Annotated in this window: 22 protein-coding genes; 19 read left to right on the top strand and 3 right to left on the bottom strand. The window is 34.6% G+C overall.

The genetic code is table 11. From position 1 onward, the window contains the following. Position 1 precedes the first annotated feature (1 nt). From OZP15_RS09085 to OZP15_RS09095, 3 genes are all read left to right on the top strand, one after another. A complete protein-coding gene (locus OZP15_RS09085) occupies positions 2 to 451 on the top strand; it encodes a sensor of ECF-type sigma factor (protein WP_281335914.1) in 450 nt (149 codons plus the stop codon). A 204-nt stretch (positions 452 to 655) separates the two neighbouring features. Beyond that, positions 656 to 1,789, top strand: coding sequence for a hypothetical protein (locus OZP15_RS09090; RefSeq protein ID WP_269225158.1), 1,134 nt, complete (start codon positions 656 to 658; stop codon positions 1,787 to 1,789). A 137-nt stretch (positions 1,790 to 1,926) separates the two neighbouring features. Next, positions 1,927 to 3,888: a KUP/HAK/KT family potassium transporter gene (locus OZP15_RS09095; protein ID WP_281335915.1), complete on the top strand. Its 1,962-nt coding sequence runs from the start codon at positions 1,927 to 1,929 to the stop codon at positions 3,886 to 3,888. Positions 3,889 to 3,974: 86 nt separating this feature from the next. Here the strand turns inward: OZP15_RS09095 and OZP15_RS09100 are convergent, their stop codons facing one another. Beyond that, complete coding sequence (locus OZP15_RS09100; protein WP_269225159.1) at positions 3,975 to 4,472, bottom strand: GNAT family N-acetyltransferase; 498 nt, start codon at positions 4,470 to 4,472, stop codon at positions 3,975 to 3,977. Between the two features lie 96 nt (positions 4,473 to 4,568). Then, positions 4,569 to 5,843 carry a serine hydroxymethyltransferase gene (glyA, locus tag OZP15_RS09105; protein ID WP_281335916.1) on the bottom strand — a complete coding sequence of 425 codons (1,275 nt, stop codon included), beginning with the start codon at positions 5,841 to 5,843 and terminating at the stop codon, positions 4,569 to 4,571. Positions 5,844 to 5,951: 108 nt separating this feature from the next. Between glyA and fahA the strand changes: the two genes are divergently transcribed. The 15 genes from fahA (at position 5,952) to argH (ending at position 20,687) form a co-directional block, all read left to right on the top strand. Then, positions 5,952 to 7,235: a fumarylacetoacetase gene (gene fahA / locus OZP15_RS09110; protein WP_281335917.1), complete on the top strand. Its 1,284-nt coding sequence runs from the start codon at positions 5,952 to 5,954 to the stop codon at positions 7,233 to 7,235. 132 nt (positions 7,236 to 7,367) lie between these two features. Continuing rightward, positions 7,368 to 8,555: a hypothetical protein gene (locus tag OZP15_RS09115; RefSeq protein WP_281335918.1), complete on the top strand. Its 1,188-nt coding sequence runs from the start codon at positions 7,368 to 7,370 to the stop codon at positions 8,553 to 8,555. A gap of 436 nt (positions 8,556 to 8,991) precedes the next feature. Further along, complete coding sequence (locus tag OZP15_RS09120) at positions 8,992 to 9,633, top strand: GNAT family N-acetyltransferase (protein ID WP_281335919.1); 642 nt, start codon at positions 8,992 to 8,994, stop codon at positions 9,631 to 9,633. 49 nt (positions 9,634 to 9,682) lie between these two features. Then, a complete protein-coding gene (locus tag OZP15_RS09125; protein ID WP_281335920.1) occupies positions 9,683 to 10,882 on the top strand; it encodes an argininosuccinate synthase in 1,200 nt (399 codons plus the stop codon). A 36-nt stretch (positions 10,883 to 10,918) separates the two neighbouring features. Next, on the top strand, positions 10,919 to 11,335 hold the full coding sequence (locus OZP15_RS09130) for a hypothetical protein (RefSeq protein WP_269225160.1): 417 nt from the start codon (positions 10,919 to 10,921) through the stop codon (positions 11,333 to 11,335). A 49-nt stretch (positions 11,336 to 11,384) separates the two neighbouring features. Beyond that, the gene (gene argC, locus OZP15_RS09135; protein ID WP_281335921.1) at positions 11,385 to 12,362 is read left to right on the top strand and encodes an N-acetyl-gamma-glutamyl-phosphate reductase; all 978 of its coding nucleotides are present in this window, start codon (positions 11,385 to 11,387) and stop codon (positions 12,360 to 12,362) included. 70 nt (positions 12,363 to 12,432) lie between these two features. Next, positions 12,433 to 13,569 carry an aspartate aminotransferase family protein gene (locus tag OZP15_RS09140; RefSeq protein WP_269225161.1) on the top strand — a complete coding sequence of 379 codons (1,137 nt, stop codon included), beginning with the start codon at positions 12,433 to 12,435 and terminating at the stop codon, positions 13,567 to 13,569. A gap of 139 nt (positions 13,570 to 13,708) precedes the next feature. Beyond that, positions 13,709 to 13,888 (top strand): hypothetical protein, encoded by a 180-nt coding sequence (locus tag OZP15_RS09145; RefSeq protein WP_281335922.1) that lies wholly within the window; start codon positions 13,709 to 13,711, stop codon positions 13,886 to 13,888. Next, a complete protein-coding gene (locus tag OZP15_RS09150) occupies positions 13,885 to 15,081 on the top strand; it encodes a glutamate-5-semialdehyde dehydrogenase (RefSeq protein ID WP_269225162.1) in 1,197 nt (398 codons plus the stop codon). Before OZP15_RS09145 ends, OZP15_RS09150 begins: the two co-directional genes overlap by 4 nt. Positions 15,082 to 15,292: 211 nt before the next feature. Continuing rightward, positions 15,293 to 16,054: a glutamate 5-kinase gene (proB, locus tag OZP15_RS09155; protein ID WP_281335923.1), complete on the top strand. Its 762-nt coding sequence runs from the start codon at positions 15,293 to 15,295 to the stop codon at positions 16,052 to 16,054. 2 nt (positions 16,055 to 16,056) lie between these two features. Next, positions 16,057 to 17,007 carry an N-acetylornithine carbamoyltransferase gene (locus OZP15_RS09160; protein WP_281335924.1) on the top strand — a complete coding sequence of 317 codons (951 nt, stop codon included), beginning with the start codon at positions 16,057 to 16,059 and terminating at the stop codon, positions 17,005 to 17,007. Then, positions 16,997 to 17,782 (top strand): acetylglutamate kinase, encoded by a 786-nt coding sequence (gene argB / locus OZP15_RS09165; protein ID WP_281335925.1) that lies wholly within the window; start codon positions 16,997 to 16,999, stop codon positions 17,780 to 17,782. The genes OZP15_RS09160 and argB overlap by 11 nt, the downstream gene beginning before the upstream one ends. Positions 17,783 to 17,867: 85 nt before the next feature. After that, complete coding sequence (locus OZP15_RS09170; RefSeq protein WP_281335926.1) at positions 17,868 to 18,938, top strand: M20 family metallo-hydrolase; 1,071 nt, start codon at positions 17,868 to 17,870, stop codon at positions 18,936 to 18,938. 31 nt (positions 18,939 to 18,969) lie between these two features. Further along, positions 18,970 to 19,347, top strand: a complete 378-nt coding sequence (locus OZP15_RS09175; protein ID WP_269225163.1) for a VOC family protein — start codon at positions 18,970 to 18,972, stop codon at positions 19,345 to 19,347. 59 nt (positions 19,348 to 19,406) lie between these two features. Further along, positions 19,407 to 20,687 (top strand): argininosuccinate lyase, encoded by a 1,281-nt coding sequence (gene argH, locus OZP15_RS09180; RefSeq protein ID WP_281335927.1) that lies wholly within the window; start codon positions 19,407 to 19,409, stop codon positions 20,685 to 20,687. A 97-nt stretch (positions 20,688 to 20,784) separates the two neighbouring features. On the opposite strand, the gene ytxJ is transcribed toward argH, so the two are convergent. After that, positions 20,785 to 21,174, bottom strand: coding sequence for a bacillithiol system redox-active protein YtxJ (gene ytxJ / locus OZP15_RS09185; protein WP_269225164.1), 390 nt, complete (start codon positions 21,172 to 21,174; stop codon positions 20,785 to 20,787). Between the two features lie 146 nt (positions 21,175 to 21,320). Between ytxJ and clpB the strand changes: the two genes are divergently transcribed. Continuing rightward, on the top strand, positions 21,321 to 23,927 hold the full coding sequence (clpB, locus tag OZP15_RS09190) for an ATP-dependent chaperone ClpB (protein WP_269225165.1): 2,607 nt from the start codon (positions 21,321 to 21,323) through the stop codon (positions 23,925 to 23,927). The last annotated feature ends 11 nt before the right edge of the window (positions 23,928 to 23,938 follow it).

Here is a 23,938-nt window from a genome sequence, read left to right on the forward strand (position 1 = left end):
CATGAAGACAATTAAATTACTACCTATTATACTATTATTATTTAGCATACACTCTTTTGCACAATTAAATGATAAAAAAGATCAAATAGAAGCGCTTAAAGTTGGTTTTATTACCAATGAATTATCTTTAACAACTGAAGAAGCTACTAAATTTTGGCCTTTGTACAATTCCTTTGAAAAAAAACAATTTGAATTGAAAAGCGACAAAATGAGAGTTATAAAGGCTAGGATGAATGATGAAGCTTTAGAAAGAATGAGTGAAAAAGAAGCTGCTGCACTATTAGCCCAAATGGAAAGTAACGAAGCAGAATTGTATCAAATAAAGAAAAAATTTATTGCTAATTTAAAGGCTATTTTACCAGCCACAAAAATCATTAAGTTAAAAAAAGCTGAAGACGATTTCAAAAGAAAATTATTGCAGCAGTACAGAGATAAAGGAAATAGAAAATAACTTAAGCTCCTTTTAAAAAATAAAAAAACCAAGAAATAGTTTGATTTATTTCTTGGTTTTTTTATTTTAAAACAGAAATAAATCATCATTAAGATATTAATTATCAGTTTAATAACAAGCATTTTAAACATTCAGAAGGACATTAAAATTTAATTGGCACAGTAATTGGATAATTAAAATCAAACAACTTAATTTCTTTTAATCATGAAAACTCAAATACTATTATTGACACTGATGACTTCTGTATTTGTATCACAAATGCAAGGACAAAATAGAACAATTGTAAGTGCTACAAATTCTGAAATTAGCGATAATTTAGATTTAAGAGTAGTGGCCTCAATTTTTGGAGATTCTAGAAATCTTCAAGATTTTGAAAGACAATTAAATGATCCAAAACTACAAATCTCTAATCTAGATTTGAATAACGATTATGAAGTCGATTATTTGCGTGTAATAGAGTCGGTAGAAAATAGAACCCATTTAGTTATTATTCAATCGGTACTTGATCGTGATCTTTATCAAGATGTTGCAACTATCGAAGTAGAAAAAGACAGGTACAATCAAGTACAAATACAAGTAGTTGGAAATGCTTATATGTATGGAGATAATTACATTTATGAGCCTGTTTATTACAGAACTCCTCTAATATATGCTTCATTTTGGGTTAATAATTATCGTCCATATTATTCTTCATGGTCTTGGAATATTTACCCAAGTTATTATTATGCTTGGAATCCTTATCCAGTTTTTAGATACCGTCACAATGTAAATAATTGTCTAAATAATTATTACAGCTACAACTCATATAATTATGTAAATCACAGAAGAAGTAGCGTTGCTGTTGGAATATACAGTTCAAGACGATCTAATGGTTATGAAAGACAATATCCAAATTATTCGTTTGCCAGAAGAAATACTACTGTAAACAACCGCTATGAGTTAGATCAAAAAAGAAATAACCGAAATAATAGTTATAGTCAAAACAGAACTCAATCACAAAGAGTAGCAACTCCTCAACGAACAGAATCAAATAGAAACTATTCGCAAAACAGAACTGAAGCACCAAGAGTAACTACTCAACAAAGAACAGAATCAAATAGAAACTATTCGCAAAACAGAACTGAAGCACCAAGAGTAACTACTCAACAAAGAACAGAATCAAGAAACTATTCGCAAAACAGAACTGAAACGCCAAGAGTAGTATCTCAACAAAGAGTTGAAAATCAAAGAGCTAATACTCCACAACGTCCAGAAGTTCGAAATGAAAATTCATCAAGAAATTCTGGTTCGAATAACGCCAATACTAATTCAAGAAGTAATGGCAGGAGATCCTCTTAATAACATTTAATTCATTTACAAAACACGGTTCTAAAAGCCGTGTTTTTTTTTAGTTTTTTTTAAGTTTTTTATATTAAAAAAATAATTATACTTCCAAAAAGAGTAACTTTGCCAAGTTTTTTTATATAATTTATATCATGAGTATATCGCACAAGGACTTGCACAGCAAGTTAACGTTAGGAGGTTTATTAGTTTCATTAGGAATAATTTACGGCGATATTGGAACCTCTCCCTTGTATGTAATGAAAGCTATAATTGGCTTACACACTATTAATGCTGATATCGTTTTAGGAGGAATATCTTGTGTTTTTTGGACACTTACATTACAAACCACCATCAAATATGTACTAATTACTTTAAGTGCAGATAACCACGGCGAAGGAGGAATTTTTGCTTTATATGCTCTGGTCAAGAAAACAAAAATCAAATGGCTGATAGTCCCCGCTATCATTGGAGGAAGTGCCTTGCTTGCGGATGGAATTATTACACCACCTATCTCTGTTTCATCGGCTGTCGAAGGTGTTAAAACCTTTTATCCTGAAATCAACACAGTACCCATCGTAATTGGAATTTTATTTATTCTTTTTACCATTCAGCAATTTGGTTCTAAACTAGTAGGACGCTTTTTTGCACCAATAATGCTACTTTGGTTTGGTATGCTAGGCACTTTAGGTGTAATTCAAATCACAGAACATCCTGAAGTTTTAAAAGCTTTTAATCCCTATTATGCTTATCATTTATTAACCATTCATCCCGAAGGATTTTATGTTTTAGGGTTTGTTTTCCTTTGTACCACTGGAGCCGAAGCCTTATACTCGGACATGGGACATTGTGGACGAAAAAATATCAGAATCAGTTGGATTTTTGTAAAAGCAACTCTTATTTTAAATTACTTCGGACAAGGTGCTTATTTGATTCATCACGAAGGAGAAACACTTAAAAGTTTAGGAGGAGAAAATGGAAATCCGTTCTATTTAATCATGGCCGATTGGTTTCAGCCCATTGGAATTGTAATTGCAACTTTGGCCGCAGTAATTGCTTCTCAAGCTTTAATAAGTGGTTCATTTACATTGATAAATGAAGCCATGAGATTGAACTTTTGGCCAAAAGTAAAAATAAAATACCCATCAGAATTGAAAGGACAATTGTATATTCCTTCGATAAACTGGTTGTTGTTTTTGGGCTGTGTTGGTATTGTTTTACACTTTGAAAAATCTAGTAATATGGAGCATGCTTATGGTTTAGCCATCATTTTGTGCATGATTATGACTACTGTTTTGCTCAATTATTATATGATAATGAAAAGAGTACGATTGTACTTTATGGTGCCATTAATTACTATTTATCTAGTTATCGAATTTGGTTTCTTAATCGCTAATATCACTAAATTTGCAGATGGAGGTTATGTTACTTTAATTATTGCATCAATGCTTATTTCTGTAATGACTATTTGGTATTTTGCTAAAAAAATCAACAAGAGCTATACTAAAATTGTTAAAATTGAAGAATACAAAAAAGTATTGCTAGAATTGAGTGATGACCTGTCCATTCCAAAATATGCTACCCATTTGATTTATATGACCAATGCTGGTAAAATTGATGAAATAGAGGAAAAAGTAATGTATTCTATTTTAAGAAAAAGACCCAAAAGAGCTGACATCTATTGGTTTGTACATGTCAATATTTTAAACGTTCCATATAAAACCGAATACAAAGTAACCGAAATCATTGACGACACCTTGTTTAGAGTTGATTTTAATTTAGGTTTTAGAGAGCCAACAAAAATAAGCCTGATGTTCAAAGAAGTAATTAAGGACATGGTAAGAAAAGGCGAAGTGGATGTTACCAGTCGCTATGAATCATTGAATAAAAACAATATCATTGGCGATTTTAAATTCGTTCTTTCTGAAAAATATTTGTCTAATGATAGTGATTTAACATTCTTTGAAAAAGTAATAATGAATTCGTATTTCTTAATCAAAAAAGCCAGTCTTTCAGAGGAAAGTGCTTTTGGTTTAGACAGCGGTTCTGTTAAAATAGAAAAATTCCCAATGGTACTTCATGCTCCTGAAAATATTGGTTTAACTAGAGTACAATAAAATTATATTTTCAAAATTCACAAAAAACACTGATTAGTTTCAGTGTTTTTTTTTGTTGGTAATCTACTGAAAAATGGTTGGTAAAATCATAGTTTTTTCTCCATCTTATAATCTTCCATCAAATAGCCATCACCGATTGCTAAATCTTCTTCTTCCATAATTTCAAAACCCATTTTTTGATAAAAAGTGTACGCTTTATTGAATCGGTTAACATTCAGTGAAATTCCTTCGGATTTGTTTTCTTTAGCTAAACCTATGATTTTTTCTAATAGCAACTTTCCTAAACCCTTTCCTTGTGTTGCTGGAAGCAAGTACAATTTATGTAGTCTGGTGTAATTCCTATTCAAATAATGATGTTCATAAGATGCAAAACCTTGACAAACTTCATCCTCGACTAGCAGTAAAAAGTGGTGTTCAAGATGAGTCATATTCTCTTTTAAAACAGAATCAGAATACATCTTATCGAGCATATAGACTATTTGTTCTTTCGACAAAATTTCACCATAAGTAACAGGCCAAGTTTGATGCGCAATTGTTTGAATGATTCCTATATCTAGAACTGTAGCGTCAGAAATTGTTATCATAATGTATTGAAAGAGGTTTGCTTAAAAACACGAATTCCACTAATGAGCACAAATAAAGTGAAATTAGTGGAAATCCGTAATTGAAATATATTATTTTTAGAAAACGAAAATAGCTCTTTCGCTCATCATTTCATCTACTTCAGCAGCTACTGCTTCAATAACTTCTTCATTAGTATGATCTGTTAAAACTCTGTCAATCAAATCAACAATAGTTTCCATATCAGCTTCAACAAGACCACGAGTTGTGATTGCAGCTGTACCCACACGAATACCTGAAGTTACAAATGGAGATTTGTCATCAAAAGGAACCATGTTTTTATTTACTGTAATTTCTGCTTTTACCAATGCGTTTTCAGCTTCTTTACCAGAAATATTTTTGTTTCTCAAATCGATCAACATCATGTGATTGTCAGTTCCTCCAGAGATAATATTGTATCCTCTTTTTACAAACGCTTCCGCCATAGCTTTAGCATTTTTCTGCAATTGCATAGCATAAGTAAAGAATTCATCTTGCAATGCTTCGCCAAAAGCTACTGCTTTTGCTGCAATAATGTGCATTAAAGGTCCACCTTGATTTCCAGGAAAAACAGCTAAATCCAATAAAGCAGACATCATTCTGATTTCTCCTTTTGGAGTTTTCAATCCCCAAGGGTTTTCGAAATCTTTCCCCATCAAGATTAAACCACCACGTGGACCACGCAAAGTTTTGTGAGTAGTAGTAGTTACAATATGACAATGAGGAATTGGATCATTCAATAATCCTTTTGCAATTAAACCAGCAGGATGAGAAATATCAGCCATCAAAATAGCACCCACGCTATCAGCAATAACTCTGAAACGCTCAAAATCCATATCACGAGAATAAGCCGAAGCTCCAGCGATGATTAATTTTGGTTGTTCTTTAGTAGCTATTTCTTGAATTTTATCGTAATCTAATCTTCCAGTTTCTTTATCTACACCATAAAAAGTTGGATTGTAAACACGTCCAGAAAAGTTTACTGGAGAACCGTGAGTCAAGTGACCACCATGAGACAAATCGAAACCTAAAATTTTATCTCCAGGTTGTAAACAAGCATGAAACACAGAAGCATTTGCTTGAGAACCAGAGTGTGGTTGAACGTTTGCGTAAGCAGCACCAAACAATTCTTTGGCTCTATCAATAGCAATTTGTTCGATAATATCAACTACTTCGCAACCGCCGTAGTATCTTTTGCCAGGATAACCTTCAGCATATTTATTTGTTAAAACAGAACCAGCTGCTTCAATTACTTCGTCACTTACAAAATTTTCCGAAGCTATAAGTTCTAGTCCGTGAATTTGTCTGTCTTGTTCCTCTAAAATAAGGTCAAAAATTTGTTCGTCGCGTTGCATCTCTTTAGATTTGATTTATATTGTGCAAAAATACAAAAAAACGTTTGGTAAATTGACAGATTATAATACATTTGATAAGTAATTTTCAACAAAATAATTAACAGCACTATGCCTATATCAGCCAATAATACTAATCGAAAGTCTTGGATAACAGTTCCAGAGAACAGTGATTTTCCTATCCAAAACATTCCTTTTGGAGTTTTCATCACTAAAGATGACGTAATTACCATTGGAACCAGAATAGGAGATTCTGCTATAGACATGGGTGCTTTGCAGCAATTGAATTATTTTGAAGGCATCGATTTGACGGATGATATGTTCATGCAAGATACCTTGAACGACTTTATATCCGACGGAAAAAAAACCTGGCGATTGGTTCGAAATCGTCTGGCTGAATTATTTGACGAAACCAATCCTGAACTTCGAGACAACCAAGAACATCGCGAAATTATCATCTTTGATGTCAAAGATATTGAAATGCAATTGCCAGTACTAATTGGTGATTATACTGATTTCTATTCCAATAAAAATCATGCTACAAACATTGGGAAAATGTTCCGTGATCCTGAAAATGCTTTATTGCCAAATTGGTTGCACATTCCTTTAGGATACCACGGCAGAAGCTCTTCGATTATTCCATCAGGAGTTCCTGTGCACAGACCCATGGGGCAAACGTTGCCAAAAGGAGAAACAACTCCTGTTTTCGGGACATCGAGATCAGTAGATTTTGAATTAGAAACGGCTTTTATTACTACCGATGCGAATATTATGGGAGAAAATATTCCGGTAACCGAAGCCGAAGATTATATTTTTGGAATGGTATTAATGAACGATTGGAGTGCCCGTGACATTCAAAAATGGGAATACGAACCCCTTGGACCATTCTTGGCAAAAAACTTTGCTACTTCTATTTCTCCGTGGATTATCACGATGGATGCTTTAGAACCTTTTAGAACTAAAGGTCCTAAACAAGACCCTGCTCCTTTCCCCTATTTGCAACAAAAAGGAAAACACAATTTTGACATTAGCCTAGAAGTGGGTATTCAACCCGAAAATGCAGAAGAAACTATTGTTACACGATCCAATTTTAAATATATGTATTGGTCGATGAGTCAGCAACTAGCACATCATACATCAAACGGTTGCCGTGTAAATTCTGGTGATATGATGGGTTCAGGAACCATTTCGGGGCCAACGCCTGATAGTTTTGGTTCGATGCTAGAACTAACATGGGGCGGAAAAAATCCAATCCAACTCAACGACGGAACAGAACGCAAATTCCTAAATGATGGCGATACCGTAACCTTTAGAGGGCATTGCAAAAACAATGGTGTTCGAATTGGTTTTGGAGAAGTTTGCAATAAATTACTTCCTCCTTTTGTAAGGAAATAAAATCATCTTTACTCGATTTCTAATCCGACATTTTATCAAAAGTGTCGGATTTTTTATAGCATTATTTTAGCCAACTAAAAAATTACAAATCAGTTCAAAAATTATAGTAAATTCGCAGAAATTTTTTTTAAGATGAAAAAACATTCCTTTTTTATATTCGCTTTTATACTACTAACTTCCTGCGGAGTGAAGCAAACTCAAAACTTGTTGAGTGCTGGTAATTATGACGAAGCCATTTATAATTCTATATCGAATTTACGCACCAATAAAGACAAAAAAGGCAATCAAGATTATGTTTATTTGCTAGAAGAAGCTTTCGCCAAAGCCAAAGAGCGCGATTTGAACACCATTAATTTATTAGAAAAAGAAAACAATCCCGCTCATTTTGAGAAAATATACAATACCTATTTGCAATTGAACGATCGCCAAGAGAAGATAAAACCATTGCTTCCCATAAAGTTATTAAACGAAGGCAGAAACGCCATTTTCCCTTTCGATAATTACAATGACAAAATGGTTGCCAGTAAAAACAAACTCTCGGGTTATTTGTATGCCAATGCCAAAGCATTATTAGCATCTAATTCCGATAAAATGAATTTCCGTAAGGCTTTTGACGATTTAACTTATTTGAACGAAATTAATCCCAACTACAAAAACGTTTTGGATTTAATGAACGAAGCCCAAAACAAAGGAACTGACTATGTAAGTGTTTACACAAAAAACGAAACCAATATGATTATTCCAGTTCGCTTGCAAAATGATTTATTAGATTTCAATACGTATGGATTGAACAATAAATGGACTGTTTTTCACGGCAGCAAACAAAAAGGAATCGAGTATGATTACAGTATGTTGATTAGTTTTAGAGAAATACTCATTTCTCCAGAGCAAATAAAAGAGCGAGAATTTGTCAAAGAACGTCAGATTAAAGACGGTCAAAAAAAACTGTTAGATGCCAACGGAAAAGTAGTTTTAGACAATACCGGAAAAGTGATTATGGTAGATAATTTAAGAATTGTAACCGCTAGGATTTTTGAATCCAGACAATTAAAATCCTGCCAAATTCAAGCTAAAGTAGATTATATCAATTTGAAAAACAATCAATTAATCCAATCATTCCCATTAGCCAGCGAATTTATTTTCGAAAATATTTATGCTACCTGCAAAGGCGACAGGCGAGCATCTGATGACAATTATTTTTCTTATTTTGATAGACGAGCCGTTCCGTTTCCAACAAACGAACAAATGGTGTATGATACAGGCGAAGATTTAAAAATGAAATTGAAAAATCTTATTACCAGAAATTCGTTTAGAAATTAACTTTCATAAAATCAATATATTATATAAATGCAATTCATTTTACGGAATCAAACAATTAATTTTGAATTTGTTGCAAAAAAAAATCTGTGTTTTAATAAATAAATTGTAATTTTGCACCAATGAAAAAAGTAAGTGTACATACTATTCCTGTATCACGGATAAACAAACCAACCGCTTCGCCCGAAGTACGGATGCTATAATTATAGCGCCAAATGTGTATTTGTTCTATTTATTCATTTTTCATATCTATCATTTTGAAATTATTAATTGTATCAATCGGATTCTTTCATCCTGAAATCATTATTTTTTTTGGTTTATCCTACGCCCTATTTATAGGAATGATTGGCTATTGCTCTAATTTCAATAAGAATTTGGAATACAAACACTATTTCAGCACTAACAAATTTATTTTTAAACCACAACTTTAACTCTTGAAATGAAAATATCTATAGTTATAGCGCAAGAAGAACATTATAAGTACGCCGAAGAAATTTGCGATACCATAGAAACTTCTGCTTTATTAAGAGGTACTGGAATTGCAAAAAGAACACCAGAATACATTCATAAAAAAATGAAAGCTGGTGATGCTGTTATTGCATTAGACAAAAATAGCGTTTTTGCAGGTTTCTGCTATATCGAAAGTTGGCAACACGGTCAGTATGTAGCCCACTCTGGATTAATCGTGCATCCTGATTTTAGAAATTTAGGCTTGGCAAAAAAGATAAAAACTTTTGTTTTCAATTATTCTTTGGAAAAATACAAAGGTGCCAAGGTTTTTGGAATCACAACAGGTTTGGCTGTAATGAAAATCAATTCCGATTTGGGCTACAAACCAGTTCCGTTTTCCGAATTAACAAACGATCCTAGTTTTTGGAAAGGCTGTCAAACCTGTACCAATTACGAGATTCTGAAAAGCAAAGATAATAAAATGTGTTTGTGTACCGGAATGCTTTATGATCCAGCCGAGAAACCAAAAGATCCACCAAAACATCCATTTAATGTCCGAATTTGGAATCGTTTAAAAGAAATTAAAGCAGCACTTTTCTTGGAAAAAAAAGAAAAAATAAACAGTATTTAAGTAATAAAATGAAATCGGAGTTTTATAAACTCCACAAAAACAATATAAAATGGCAAATAAAAAAGTAGTTTTAGCATATAGCGGAGGATTAGACACATCATACTGTCTAAAATATTTAAAAAACGAAAAAGGCTTTGAAGTTCATACCGTACTAATTAACACAGGCGGTTTTGACGATGCCGAATTACAAGCTATCGAAGACAGGGCATACGAATTAGGAAGTGCACAACACGCAAATTTGACTATACTTGATAAATATTACGACAAAGCAATCAAATATTTGATTTTCGGAAATGTATTAAAAAATAATACTTACCCTTTGTCAGTAAGTGCTGAACGTGTTTTTCAAGCTATCGAAGCAATCAAATATGCTAAATCGGTTGGTGCAACTGCCATCGCTCACGGAAGTACTGGTGCAGGAAACGACCAAATTCGTTTTGATTTGATTTTCCAAACCATCGCTCCCGAAATCGAAATCATCACTCCTATCCGTGACTTAAAATTATCAAGACAGGAAGAAGTGGATTATTTGGCTAAAAACGGAGTGCACTATTCTTGGGAAAAAGCACAATATTCTATCAACAAAGGACTTTGGGGAACCAGTGTTGGAGGAAAAGAAACCTTGACTTCAGGACAGCCATTACCAAGTGAAGCTTACCCATCACAATTGACAAAAGAAGGTGAAGAGAAAGTAACTTTAGAATTCTTAAAAGGGGAGTTAGTTGCTGTAAATGGTAAAAAAGACAAACCTTCAAATAACATTGTTGTTCTTGAAAAACTGGCTAATGCTTATGCTATTGGTAGAGATATTCACGTTGGAGATACTATTATCGGAATCAAAGGAAGAGTTGGATTCGAAGCTGCTGCACCATTAATCATCATCAAAGCACACCATTTGTTAGAGAAACACACTCTTGGAAAGTGGCAACAATACTGGAAAGAACAACTAGGAAACTGGTACGGAATGTTATTTCACGAAGGTCAGTTTTTGGATCCTGTAATGAGAAACATCGAAACTTTCCTGGAAGACACCCAAAAAACTGTAAATGGAACTGTGACCGTTTCTTTGAAACCATACCACTTTTCATTAGACGGAATCGAATCTAAAAATGATTTGATGAACACCGGTTTTGGACAATACGGAGAAATGAATAACGCCTGGACATCAGACGATGCCAAAGGATTTATCAAAATATTGGGTAATGCCCAAAACATATTTTCGTCTGTAAATAATGAAACTTACGAGTAAATTATTGTGATTCTTTGAGAATTTTAATTTAATGTTATGAAAACAAAAGTGTTTCTTTTACTTCCTTTGCTTCTACTCTTTTTTGGATGCTCTGATGATAATAATTCTGAACCTGAAAAAGAAAATTCAAAAAGTATTACTTACGAAGTTTTATTTTTTGAATTTACAGCAGATACTGGTAACAATTCATCTAGGTTAAGATATAATATAAAATACACTAACCCTAACAAAATTGGAGTAAAAGGCACTACTGCGGTAACTTTGAATTATAATGGATTAATATTGACTCCCATTAAAAGAGTTCCTCCCTATATCGAAATTTCGGCAAATTCTTCATATACCGAAAATTATGATGTTGAGTCTCCTCATGATACCCAATTATTAAGCCCTAATCAAATAAAGACATATTACATAAAGTTTGTAACAGCAGAATTTCGTATTGCTACAGATTAATAAATAAAAACGGTTTGATTTTATTTTAACAAATAAATCTAAAATAATTATGATTACTATTGGAATAATTGGCGGTTCAGGTTACACGGCTGGTGAACTCATCAGAATCTTGATGTTTCACCCCAACGCAAAATTGGATTTTGTTTACAGCACGACTAATGCAGGAAAACCACTTTCTATTGCGCATCACGATTTGATGGGTGATATCGAAATGAACTTTACCGATACCATAAATCCGAATGTGGATGTACTTTTCTTGTGTTTAGGACACGGAAAATCGAAATCTTTTTTGGATAATAATTATATTTCAATTAATACTAAAATTATCGATTTAGGAAATGATTTCCGTTTAAACAAAGATAAAAATCACTATGAAAAATCTTTTGTCTATGGATTACCTGAATTAAACAAAACCGATATTCAAAACGCACAATATATTGCCAATCCAGGTTGTTTTGCAACAGCGATTCAATTGGCATTACTTCCTTTGGCTTCAAATGGATTATTGAATGATGACGTTCATATAAACGCTACAACAGGAAGTACAGGTGCCGGAGTAAGCCTTTCTGAAACCTCGCATTTCAGCTGGAGAAACAATAATTTTTCGCACTATAAAGCTTTCGAACACCAACATTTAGGAGAAATTGGCGAAAGTTTACACCAATTACAAGAAGATTATACTAACGAATTGATTTTTATTCCCAACAGAGGTGATTTTCCAAGAGGAATTTTTGCAACCTTGTATACAAAATCGGAAGATAGTTTAGAAGATTTGGTTGCTAAATACGAAGCTTTTTACAAAGACCAACCTTTTGTAACCGTTACTACTACCAACATCAATATGAAACAAGTAGTACAAACGAACAAATGTATCATCAGTTTAATGAAAAAAGGAAACCGGATTTTGATCACTTCGGTGATCGATAATTTAGTAAAAGGAGCTTCAGGACAAGCGATTCAGAACATGAATTTAATGTTTGGACTTGAAGAAACTATAGGGTTGCACCTGAAACCAAGCGGATTCTAAAAAAGTTTAATCGGTGAATCGTTTAATCGATTAACCGAATAAGCAAATAACCAATTAAACAAGAAACAAAATGAACTTATTTGACGTTTACCCATTATATCCTATCACGCCTGTAAAAGCAGTAGACTGCACTATTTACGACGATAAAGGAACAGAATATTTAGATTTATACTCTGGTCATGGAGTAATTTCTATCGGACATACACAGCCTGATTATACAGCCAAAGTGAAAGAACAATTGGATAATTTGAGTTTTTACTCGAATGCCATCCAAAATCCATTGCAAGTGGAATTGGCGGAAAAATTAGGAAAAGCTTCCGGCTTGACTGATTTTAGCTTATTCCTTTGCAGTTCTGGAGCTGAAGCCAATGAAAATGCCCTGAAAGTAGCTTCTTTCCACACGAATAAATCAAGAGTAATTGCTTTTGACAATTCGTTTCACGGAAGAACTTCGGCGGCTGTTGCAGTTACTGATAATAAAAAGATTGTAGCACCATTAAACGCACAACAAGTAGTTACGTTTTTGCCTCTAAATCAAATTGATTTGGTTGAAGCCGAATTGAAAAAAGGAGATGTTTGCGCTGTAATCATCGAACCTATTCAAGGAGTTGGTGGTTTAGACCAAGGAACAACTGAATTTTTTCAAGCTTTGGAAAAAGTTTGTAATGCCAATGAAGTGGTTTTAATTTTAGACGAAGTACAATCTGGATACGGAAGAAGCGGGAAGTTTTTTGCACATCAACACCACGGAATTAATCCTGATATTGTAACCACAGCCAAAGGAATGGGGAACGGTTTCCCGATTGGCGGCGTTTTGATTTCACCCAAATTCAAAGCGAGTTATGGATTATTGGGAACTACTTTTGGCGGAAGTCATTTGGCTTGTGCTGCAGGTATTGCTGTTTTAGATGTTATGGAAGCTAAAAACCTAATCGAAAACACCAATAAAGTATCAGAATACTTTTTTGAAGCGATTAAAGTAATTCCTGAAATCATCAAAGTAAAAGGAAGAGGATTGATGCTCGGCGTAGAATTTAATTTTGACGTGAGTGCCTTGAGAAAGAAAATGATTATCGAGAAACATATTTTCACGGGCGGAGCCAACAATAAAAACTTGTTGAGAATTCTTCCTCCGTTGACGATTACAACTGCTGCTATTGATACATTTATTGTGGCACTGAAAGAAAGTTTGGCAGAATTGAAATAATGATTTCGCTCCGCAAAGTCTCTGACTTTGCGGAAGTGAGAATCGGTCTCTGACCGCATACAAAACTAAGGTTTAAAACCTTCAAACACATCCTCAAAGTCATAGACTTTGCGGAGCATTTTTTTAAAATAAAAGCAAAATGAATAAAAATCATAGATTATTATCCGCGATTGGAGTAACAATAATTGGTTGGTTTTTAATGAGTATAGGTTACACAATCAAAATAGGACATCCCATTAATACTATTTGCTTTTTATTAGGTTTTGTATTGATTATATTAGGAATAATATTTTTTATTAAAATAGTAAAAGAAAAATGAACACATTATTATCCATAGAAAAAAGAAATGCTGTTTTATGCCGAATGGCGGAACTTTTGGAACAAGAAAGAGCCAATCTTAAAAGTATTAATCAACAGGATATGAGCAATTATTCTGGAGATGATTTGGCTATGGAAAAACGCTTGTTGGTAGACGATGCCAAAGTCGATGCAATGATTTTGTCGATGCAGCAATTGGCAAACCAGAATGATCCTGTTGGCGTGGAAAGATCCCATTTTGTTCACGATAACGGAATGAAAGTTATCAACAAAACGGCTGCTTTTGGGACAATAATGATTATTTATGAATCTAGACCTGACGTAACGGTTGAAGCTGGTGGAATTGCATTCAAATCTGGAAACAAAATCTTGCTTAAAGGCGGAAAAGAGTCATTGTTGTCGAATTTGAAAATTGTTTCGCTTTGGCACCAAGCCCTAGAAGAAAACAATATTGCTAAAGACTGGGTGGAATATTTGAATTACAACCGTGCCGAAACCCAAGCTTTCCTGGAAAATCCAACACAAAGAGTCGATTTAATCGTGCCTCGTGGGGGTGAACAGTTGATTGCTTTTACCAAAAAACACGCCACTTGCCCCGTGATCGTAAGTGGTCGTGGTAATAACTTTGTGTATGTAAATCAAGAAGCCGATTTGAAAAAAGCATTAGACATTATAATCAACGGAAAAACCACTAACATAGGTGTTTGTAATGCTTTGGATAAAGTATTAATTGATACAAAATTGCCTAATTGGGAAAGTTTTGCCAAGCAATTGGTTACTGAATTACAAAAATACAATGTGGAAGTTTTAGGCGATACTGCTTTCGCAAATGCAACACAAATACCTTCAATTCAAAATGATGAAATCTGGTACGAAGAATTTTTGAATTACAAAATTGTTATTGGAGTTGTAAATTCTGATGAAGAAGCGATTGCCAAAATCAATAAATATTGTGGCGGTCACTCGGCTTCCATAATTACACAAAATGATGCTACTGCTCAAGAATTTATGGATAGCATTGATTCGGCTGCTGTGTATCAAAATGCTTCTACTCGTTTTACTGATGGAGGACAATTTGGTTTAGGAGGAGAATTAGCTATCAGCACTGATAAATTGCACCAACGAGGACCTATTGGTTTGGAACACCTTGTTACGAATAAATGGTATATTTACGGCGAAGGACAAGTTAGGTAGCAGTGTTCAGTAATCAGTTGTCAGTTCGAGCGCAGTGGAGAACAAAAATGATTTAAGATTTTTGATTGCTGATTTAAAAAGCAAACTATAAAAAATATAAATACTACTTTGTGAACTTTGTTTTGATAAAGTAAATGAGTAAAAAACTTTGTGCACTTTGCTTTTTCTTTGTGTGCTTTGTGGTTAAAAAGATCCCTTTGTGGTTAAAATAATGGCAAAAAAAAGAATATTATTAAAGTTAGGAAGCAACACGCTAACCAAAGAAACCAATCACATTTCGAGAGGAAAGATTGAGGATATTGGAATGCAAATTGCCGCCCTTAAAGACGATTACGAATTTATAATTGTAAGTTCTGGTGCTATTGCGGCAGCAAAGCAATTTGTAAAACTTGACAATCACGACAAAGATGTTTTTGTCAAACAAGCTTTGGCTTCGATTGGACAACCTCATTTGATGCGAATTTACAATGAAAATTTCAGTGATTTAGGTTTGTTTACTTCACAATGTTTGCTTTCGTATTCTGATTTTGAAAAAAAACAAACTAGAGACAATATCGTCAACACCATAAATGTATTGGTCAAAAACCATTATATTCCAATCATCAATGAAAATGACACAGTTGCAACGGACGAAATTAAGTTTGGAGATAATGATAAATTAGCCGCCTTAACAGCCGTTTTATTAAATGTTGACATTTTGATAATTGCAACCAATACCGATGGTTTTTATACCAAAGAATCGATGGATAAAGGAACTCCAGAAACCATTTTGTCTGTGAAAGATTTGAAAGATTTAGAAAAAGAAATTGGAGATTCTAAATCTTCCCACGGAACTGGAGGAATGCAATCCAAAATAGAAGCAGTAGCCATAGCCAAAGAAGCCAATATCGAAACTTGGATTATCAATGGTTTAAAAGATAATTTTATTTTGAAGGCATTAAACAAAGAAATATCATATACGAAAATCATATAACAATGAACTTTATATCCATACAAAACATAGATTCACTAGAAAACTGGGTGAAACAAGCGTTAAAAATCAAAAAAAATCCGCTCAAAAACAAGAAACTGGGCAAAAACAAAACGCTAGGAATGCTATTCTTTAATTCTAGTTTGAGAACCCGTTTGAGTACCCAAAAAGCGGCTATGAATTTGGGAATGAACGTAATTGTAATGAATTTCAATAGCGAAGGATGGACGTTAGAATTTGAAGACGGTGCTGTGATGAATCAAGGTTCGTCAGAACACATCAAAGAAGCGGCAGCTGTTGTTTCCCAATACTGCGATATTATTGCAATCAGAGCCTTTGCAGGATTGGTGGATAAGGAAAAAGACAATGCCGAAACGGTTATTTCTGGTTTCTTGAAATATGCTTCTGTACCTGTTGTAAACATGGAAAGTGCTACAGGACACCCGATGCAATCTCTTGCCGATGCAATTACTATGGCCGAACACAAAACACCACACAGACCAAAAGTAGTGTTGACTTGGGCGCCACATCCTAGAGCTTTGCCACAGGCAGTTCCGAATTCTTTTGTTGAAATGATGCAAAAACAGGAAAACATGGATTTTGTAATCACACATCCAAAAGGATACGAATTGAATCCTGAAATCACCAAAGATTCTAAAATCGAATACGATCAGGATAAAGCTTTTGAAAATGCCGATTTTATTTATGCCAAAAACTGGAGTAATTATAAAGAATATGGTCAGATTACAAATTCTGACCCTAATTGGACAGTTACTGCTGCTAAAATGAAACTAACGAATAATGCAAAATTTATGCACTGTTTGCCCGTTCGTAGAAATGTAATTGTTACAGACGAAGTAATTGACAGCGAAAATTCAGTGGTTATCGAACAAGCCAATAATAGAACCTATTCAGCCCAATTAGTATTGCAAAAAATATTGGAAAATGTCAAATAAGCAGCCTTTATCTATCATAAAAATTGGTGGAAACATCATCGATAATCCAACAGAATTATCTCAATTCTTGGCAGATTTTTCCAAGATTGAAGGAAACAAAATTCTCGTTCACGGTGGCGGAAAATCAGCTACCAAAATGGCACAAAGTATTGGGTTAACTCCTCAAATGATTGACGGACGAAGAATTACCGATCAACCAATGCTAAATGTAGTAGTGATGATTTATGCGGGTGAAATCAACAAAAATATCGTGGCACAATTGCAAGCCAACAACACCAATGCAATGGGATTTTCGGGTGCTGATGGAAATTTAATTCAATCCACCAAAAGAAACCATCCTGCAATCAATTACGGTTTTGTAGGCGATGTTCAAAAAGTAAACACACCATTGTTACAAACTTTAATTAATAGCAGAATTGTCCCTGTTTTCTGTGCCATCACGCACGATAAAAACGGACAATTATTGAATACCAATGCAGATACAATCGCTAGTGAATTAGCCATTGCTGCATCGGAAGTTTTTGAAGTAACCTTGAATTACTGCTTCGAAAAAGCGGGAGTTTTAACGGATGTTGAAGATGAAAATTCAGTTATCCAAAACATCAATTCAGCTCTATACACAAAACTAAAAGAAGAAGGTGCTATCCATTCTGGAATGATTCCGAAATTGGACAACTGTTTTAATAGTTTATCCAAAGGAGTCCAAAAAATAAAAATTGGACATCATCGAATGTTGAAAGATTCGAAGGCAATTTGTACGAGCATAGAATTGTAAAAATTTAAACACAAATTTCACAGATTTGCACAAATTTTTATATTTAATTTTAATAAAATTTGTGAATTCGTGGCTAAAATAAATTATGAAAAACATAGAAAATCTTATACAAGAAGCCATTGCATTATTAAAATCGTTAATCGAAACTCCTTCCTTTTCGAGTGAAGAAGATAAAACAGCGATTTTAATCGAAAATTGGTTTACACAAAACAACATTCCTTTCGAAAGAGAAAACAATAATATTTGGGCATACAACAAAAATTTTGATAAATCCAAACCAACTCTTTTACTGAATTCACACCACGATACTGTAAGACCAAATCAGGGTTATACTAACAATCCATTCGAAGCAATTGTAAAAGATGGAAAATTATTTGGACTTGGAAGTAATGATGCTGGAGGATGTTTGGTTTCATTAATCGCAACCTTTACTCATTTTTATACCGTTGAAAATCTGCCTTACAATATTGTAATTGTGGCTTCAGCAGAAGAAGAAAGCAGCGGAAAAAAAGGGTTGAACAGCGTTTTAAAACATTTGCCAGAATTGGAATGCGCTATCGTTGGCGAGCCTACTTTGATGCAATTGGCAGTAGCCGAAAAAGGATTATTAGTATTGGATGTTGTTGTAAAAGGTACAGCAAGTCACGCCGCCCACAACAATCCAGACAATCCAATTTATAATGCAATGCCTGTAATTGAATGGTTCAAAACCTATCAATTCGAAAAAATATCAGAAGTTTTAGGTCCTGTAAAAATGACTGTAACTCAAGTTACCGCAGGAAAACAGCATAATGTAGTTCCTGCTGAATGTCATTTGGTTGTGGATATTCGGGTGAATGATTGCTACAACAATACCGAAATTTTAGAAACCGTAAGAGCAAACATAAATGCCGAAGTTACACCACGCTCGATGCACTTAAATGCCTCATCTATTCCTATTTCTCACGGATTAGTTCAAGCAGGAATTGCATTAGGAAGAACAACTTATGGTTCGCCAACCCTTTCTGATCAATCCGTTTTGTATTGCAAATCTTTGAAACTAGGACCGGGAGAAAGTTTGCGGTCGCATTCAGCAGACGAATTTATATATGTAAACGAAATAGAAGAAGGAATTCAATTGTATATCAAAATATTGACGGATTTTTTTAAAAATTAAGCTATTTCAATAAAATGTCTATTTAATCAAAATGAATTTAAATCAAATAACAATTCCCGTTTTTAATGTAGAGACATCTATTCGATTTTATAAAAAATTAGGATTAAAGTTGATTGTAGAGGCATTGCCAAATTATGCTAGATTTGAATGTACGGATGGTGGAACTACTTTGTCACTTCATAAAGTAGAAACAAAACCCAAAAATTCGGGAATATGGATATATTTTGAAGTAGAGGATTTGGATCAAAAAGTAAATCAATTAATAAGTCAGGGATTTGAATTTGAAGAATTACCCAACGACAAACCGTGGTTATGGAGAGAAAGCAGATTAAAAGATTTAGATGAAAATCAACTGATTTTATATTATGCTGGAAGTAATCGAATTAATCCACCTTGGAAAATAGAATAGAAACTTTGCGAATCTTTGAGAAAATCTCTGAGCATCTTTGCGAAACAAAAAATAAAAATATGAAACTTTGGGAAAAAGGAATACCAACAGATAAACAAATCGATTTTTTCACTGTTGGCAACGATAGAGAATTAGATTTAATTTTAGCAAAACACGACGTTACAGGAAACATCGCACAGGCAAAAATGCTTGCTAAAATTGGATTGATCACCAATCAGGAATGCGAAGATTTACTTGGTGCTTTAGCCGAAATTCAAGACGATATCACGGCTGGAAACTTTACAATTGAAGATTCATTTGAAGATGTACATTCAAAAGTAGAATATTTATTGACTCAAAAAGTAGGCGAAGCTGGTAAAAAAATTCATACTGCCCGTTCCCGTAATGACCAGGTTTTGGTTGATATGAATTTATACTTAAAAGAAGAAGTCCTACAGCTAAAACAACAAGTAAAATCACTTTTTGATTTGTTAATGACTTCTGCAGAAAAGCACCAAAACGTTTTATTGCCAGGTTATACTCATTTGCAAATTGCTATGCCAAGTTCCTTTGGAATGTGGTTTTCTGCTTATGCCGAAAGTTTGATAGACGATATGAGTATGCTTAATGCAGCTTTAAAAGTAGTTGATCAAAATCCATTAGGTTCAGCGGCAGGATATGGTAGCTCCTTCCCTATTGATAGAAATTTTACTACTGAAGAAATGGGTTTTAGCACATTGAAATACAACTCGGTTGCAGCACAAATGAGCCGTGGAAAATCAGAGAAAACCGTTGCTTTTGCAATGGCAAGCGTAGCAGGTACACTTTCTAAATTTGCTTATGATGTGTGTTTGTATATGAGTCAGAATTTTGATTTTATTGGTTTACCAGCAAATCTAACGACAGGTTCTAGCATTATGCCTCATAAAAAAAACCCTGATGTATTTGAATTAATTCGTGGAAAATGCAACAAAATTCAAGCCCTACCTTATGAATTAACTTTAATTACAAATAACTTACCCAGCGGCTATCACAGAGATTTACAGCTTTTGAAGGAAGGTGTTTTTCCTGCGATTCAAAACCTAAAAGCTTGTTTAGATATAGCTATTTTCTCCATTCCAGATATCAAGGTAAAAGAAAATATTTTAGAAGATAAAAAATACGATTATTTGTTTACCGTAGATACGCTGAACGAAATGGTTTCGGCTGGAATTCCTTTTAGAGATGCTTACAAAGAAGTGGCTTTACAAATTGAAGCTGGAAATTACCAATCGCCAAAAGCAACTCAACACACTCACGAAGGAAGTATCAACAACCTTTGTTTGGAAGAGATTAAGGAAAAAATGAAATTGGCTTTTTAAGGTTTTAAGTTTAAAAACCAAAAAAATAAACCGCAGATTCGCAGATTATACTTTTAATCTGCGAATCTGCGGTTTTAATTTTAATGCCAAAATTTAACTACAACTTCCCTTTTAATTCCCCAGCATCAATAGCATCATGCGAAACATCATAAACTGATTTTCCTTCTTTAATCAACAACAATTGTGGCGATTGATGATACACCCCAAAACGACTTGCAATTTCATTCGAAATGTCTCTATGCTCTAATAAATCTAGAAAATAGGCATCTACCCTATCTTCTAAATCAAAATCCTTTTCAAATTGCTTTAAAGCAAATCGACTAATACTACAACGAGTACTGTGTTTGAAAATTATAGCTGGTTTTTGTTCCGAAAAAGCTACTAATTCATCTAATTGTCCGATGAAATTTAGCGGAATCCAATTGACTTTGCTATTCGATTCTTTTGGATTATCGGAATTACCGAAAATATTTGAAAATAGACTCATTTTGACTTGATTTATGACTTTTTGACATTTTAAAATGATAAATATCATACTTTAAATGCCTTTTTGTCTGTACATTTGATATGGAATATAATTTGTTCGAACTTCTGCAAAGTTAACTAATTCTTTTAACCCAATCTACAAAACAAATGAACATCAATAAATTTACAATCAAATCACAGGAAGCCATTCAGCTTTCACAGCAATTGGCTCAAAGTTTTGGACAACAGCAAATAGAAAACGAACACATTTTCAAGGCTATTTTTGAAGTCGATGAAAATGTAGCACCATTTATTTTAAAAAAACTAAATGTAAATGTTCCGTTGTTCGAACAAATTTTAGACAGTACGATTCAAAGCTTTCCAAAAGTTTCAGGAGGCGAAATTATGCTTTCTAGAACCGCAAATACAACACTGAACGAAGCGGAAATCATTGCTAAAAAAATGAACGATGAATTCGTTTCCATCGAACATTTGATACTGGCAATATTCGATTCTAAAACCAAAGCAGCTCAAATACTGAAAGACCAAGGCGTTACTGGAAAAGGATTAAAAGCCGCTATTGAAGAATTGCGAAAAGGCGAAAGAGTAACTTCTGCTTCTGCAGAGGAAACTTATAATTCCTTGAACAAATACGCCAAAAATCTCAACGAACTAGCTCGAACTGGAAAACTCGATCCTGTTATTGGTCGTGATGAAGAAATTCGTAGAGTGTTGCAAATCTTAACCCGAAGAACCAAAAACAACCCAATGCTTGTCGGAGAGCCTGGAGTGGGTAAAACTGCCATAGCCGAAGGGTTGGCTCATCGAATTGTAGATGGCGACGTTCCTGAAAACCTGAAAGATAAAATTGTTTTTTCACTCGATATGGGAGCATTGATTGCTGGAGCCAAATACAAAGGAGAATTCGAAGAGCGTCTGAAATCAGTCGTGAAAGAAGTGACGGCAGCCGAAGGAGATATTGTGCTGTTTATTGACGAAATCCACACGCTGGTTGGTGCTGGCGGCGGCGAAGGTGCGATGGATGCTGCCAATATCCTGAAACCCGCTTTGGCTCGTGGCGAACTGCGTGCTATTGGGGCAACGACTTTGGACGAATACCAAAAATATTTCGAAAAAGATAAAGCATTGGAGCGTCGTTTCCAGAAAATTATCATTGAAGAACCCGATACCGAAAGTGCCATTTCGATCCTTCGAGGTATCAAAGAAAAATACGAAACCCATCATAAAGTACAAATCAAAGACGAGGCAATTATTGCGGCTGTCGAATTATCACAGCGTTATATCACCAATCGTTTTTTACCAGACAAAGCCATTGATTTAATGGACGAAGCGGCTTCTAAAATCCGAATGGAAATCAATTCCAAACCCGAAGAACTGGATGTTTTGGATCGAAAAATCATGCAATTGGAAATCGAAATTGCCGCCATTAAACGCGAGAAAGACGAAAGCAAACTGAAAGCTTTGGGCATGGATTTGGCAAACCTCAAAGAAGATAGAAACGAAATTTTCGCCAAATGGAAATCCGAGAAAGATGTCGTAGATAATATTCAGGCGGTAAAAACCGAAATCGAAGACTTCAAAACCGAAGCCGAACGTGCGGAACGCAATGGCGATTACGGAAAAGTAGCCGAAATCCGTTACGGAAAAATCAAAGAAGCCCAAGAACGATTGGATATTTTTCAGAAACAATTAATCGAAAATCAATCTGGTGGAAGCTCTTTAATCAAAGAAGAAGTTACTCGCGAAGATATTGCGGAAGTTGTCGCCAAATGGACTGGAATTCCAGTGATGAAAATGTTGCAGGGCGAAAGAGAAAAACTCTTGAAACTCGAAGACGAATTGCACCGCAGAGTCGTGGGTCAGGAAGAAGCTATCGAAGCCGTGAGCGATGCCGTTCGAAGAAGTCGTGCGGGCTTGCAGGATATGAAAAAACCGGTGGGAACTTTCCTTTTCTTGGGAACAACAGGAGTTGGAAAAACCGAATTAGCAAAAGCTTTAGCCGAATATTTATTCGACGATGAAAACGCCATGACCCGAATCGATATGAGCGAATACCAGGAACGCCACAGTGTGAGCCGTTTGGTGGGTGCACCTCCAGGCTATGTGGGTTATGACGAAGGCGGACAATTGACCGAAGCCGTGCGTAGAAAACCCTATTCCGTGATTTTGCTGGACGAGATTGAAAAAGCGCATCCCGACACCTTCAATATTTTGTTGCAGGTTTTGGACGAAGGACGTTTAACGGACAACAAAGGACGTTTGGCTGATTTCAAAAACACAATTATCATTATGACTTCTAATATGGGAAGCCAGATTATACAAGAGAAATTCGAGAACCTGAAAGGAAGTGTCGAAGCCGCTACCGAAGCGGCCAAAGTAGAAGTTTTGGGCTTGTTGAGACAAACTGTTCGTCCCGAATTTATCAATCGTATTGATGAGATTGTAATGTTTACGCCTTTGACCAATGCTAATATTGCTCAAATCGTAGGTTTACAACTGAAAAACGTGAAAAAAATGTTGGCGTTACAAGGCATCACTCTAGACGCTACACCAGAAGCGATTGCGCATTTATCCGAGAAAGGATACGATCCGCAATTTGGTGCCAGACCCGTAAAACGTGTGATTCAAAGAGAGGTACTCAATGAATTATCGAAAGAAATTCTCTCTGGAAAAATAACTACCGACAGCATCGTTTTGATTGATGCTTTTGATGGGAAATTGGTTTTTAGAAATCAGAGTGAGTTGGTTTCTTAAGCAGCTCCTCA

This window comes from Flavobacterium eburneipallidum (assembly GCF_027111355.2).
In the GTDB taxonomy this organism is placed as follows: domain Bacteria; phylum Bacteroidota; class Bacteroidia; order Flavobacteriales; family Flavobacteriaceae; genus Flavobacterium; species Flavobacterium eburneipallidum.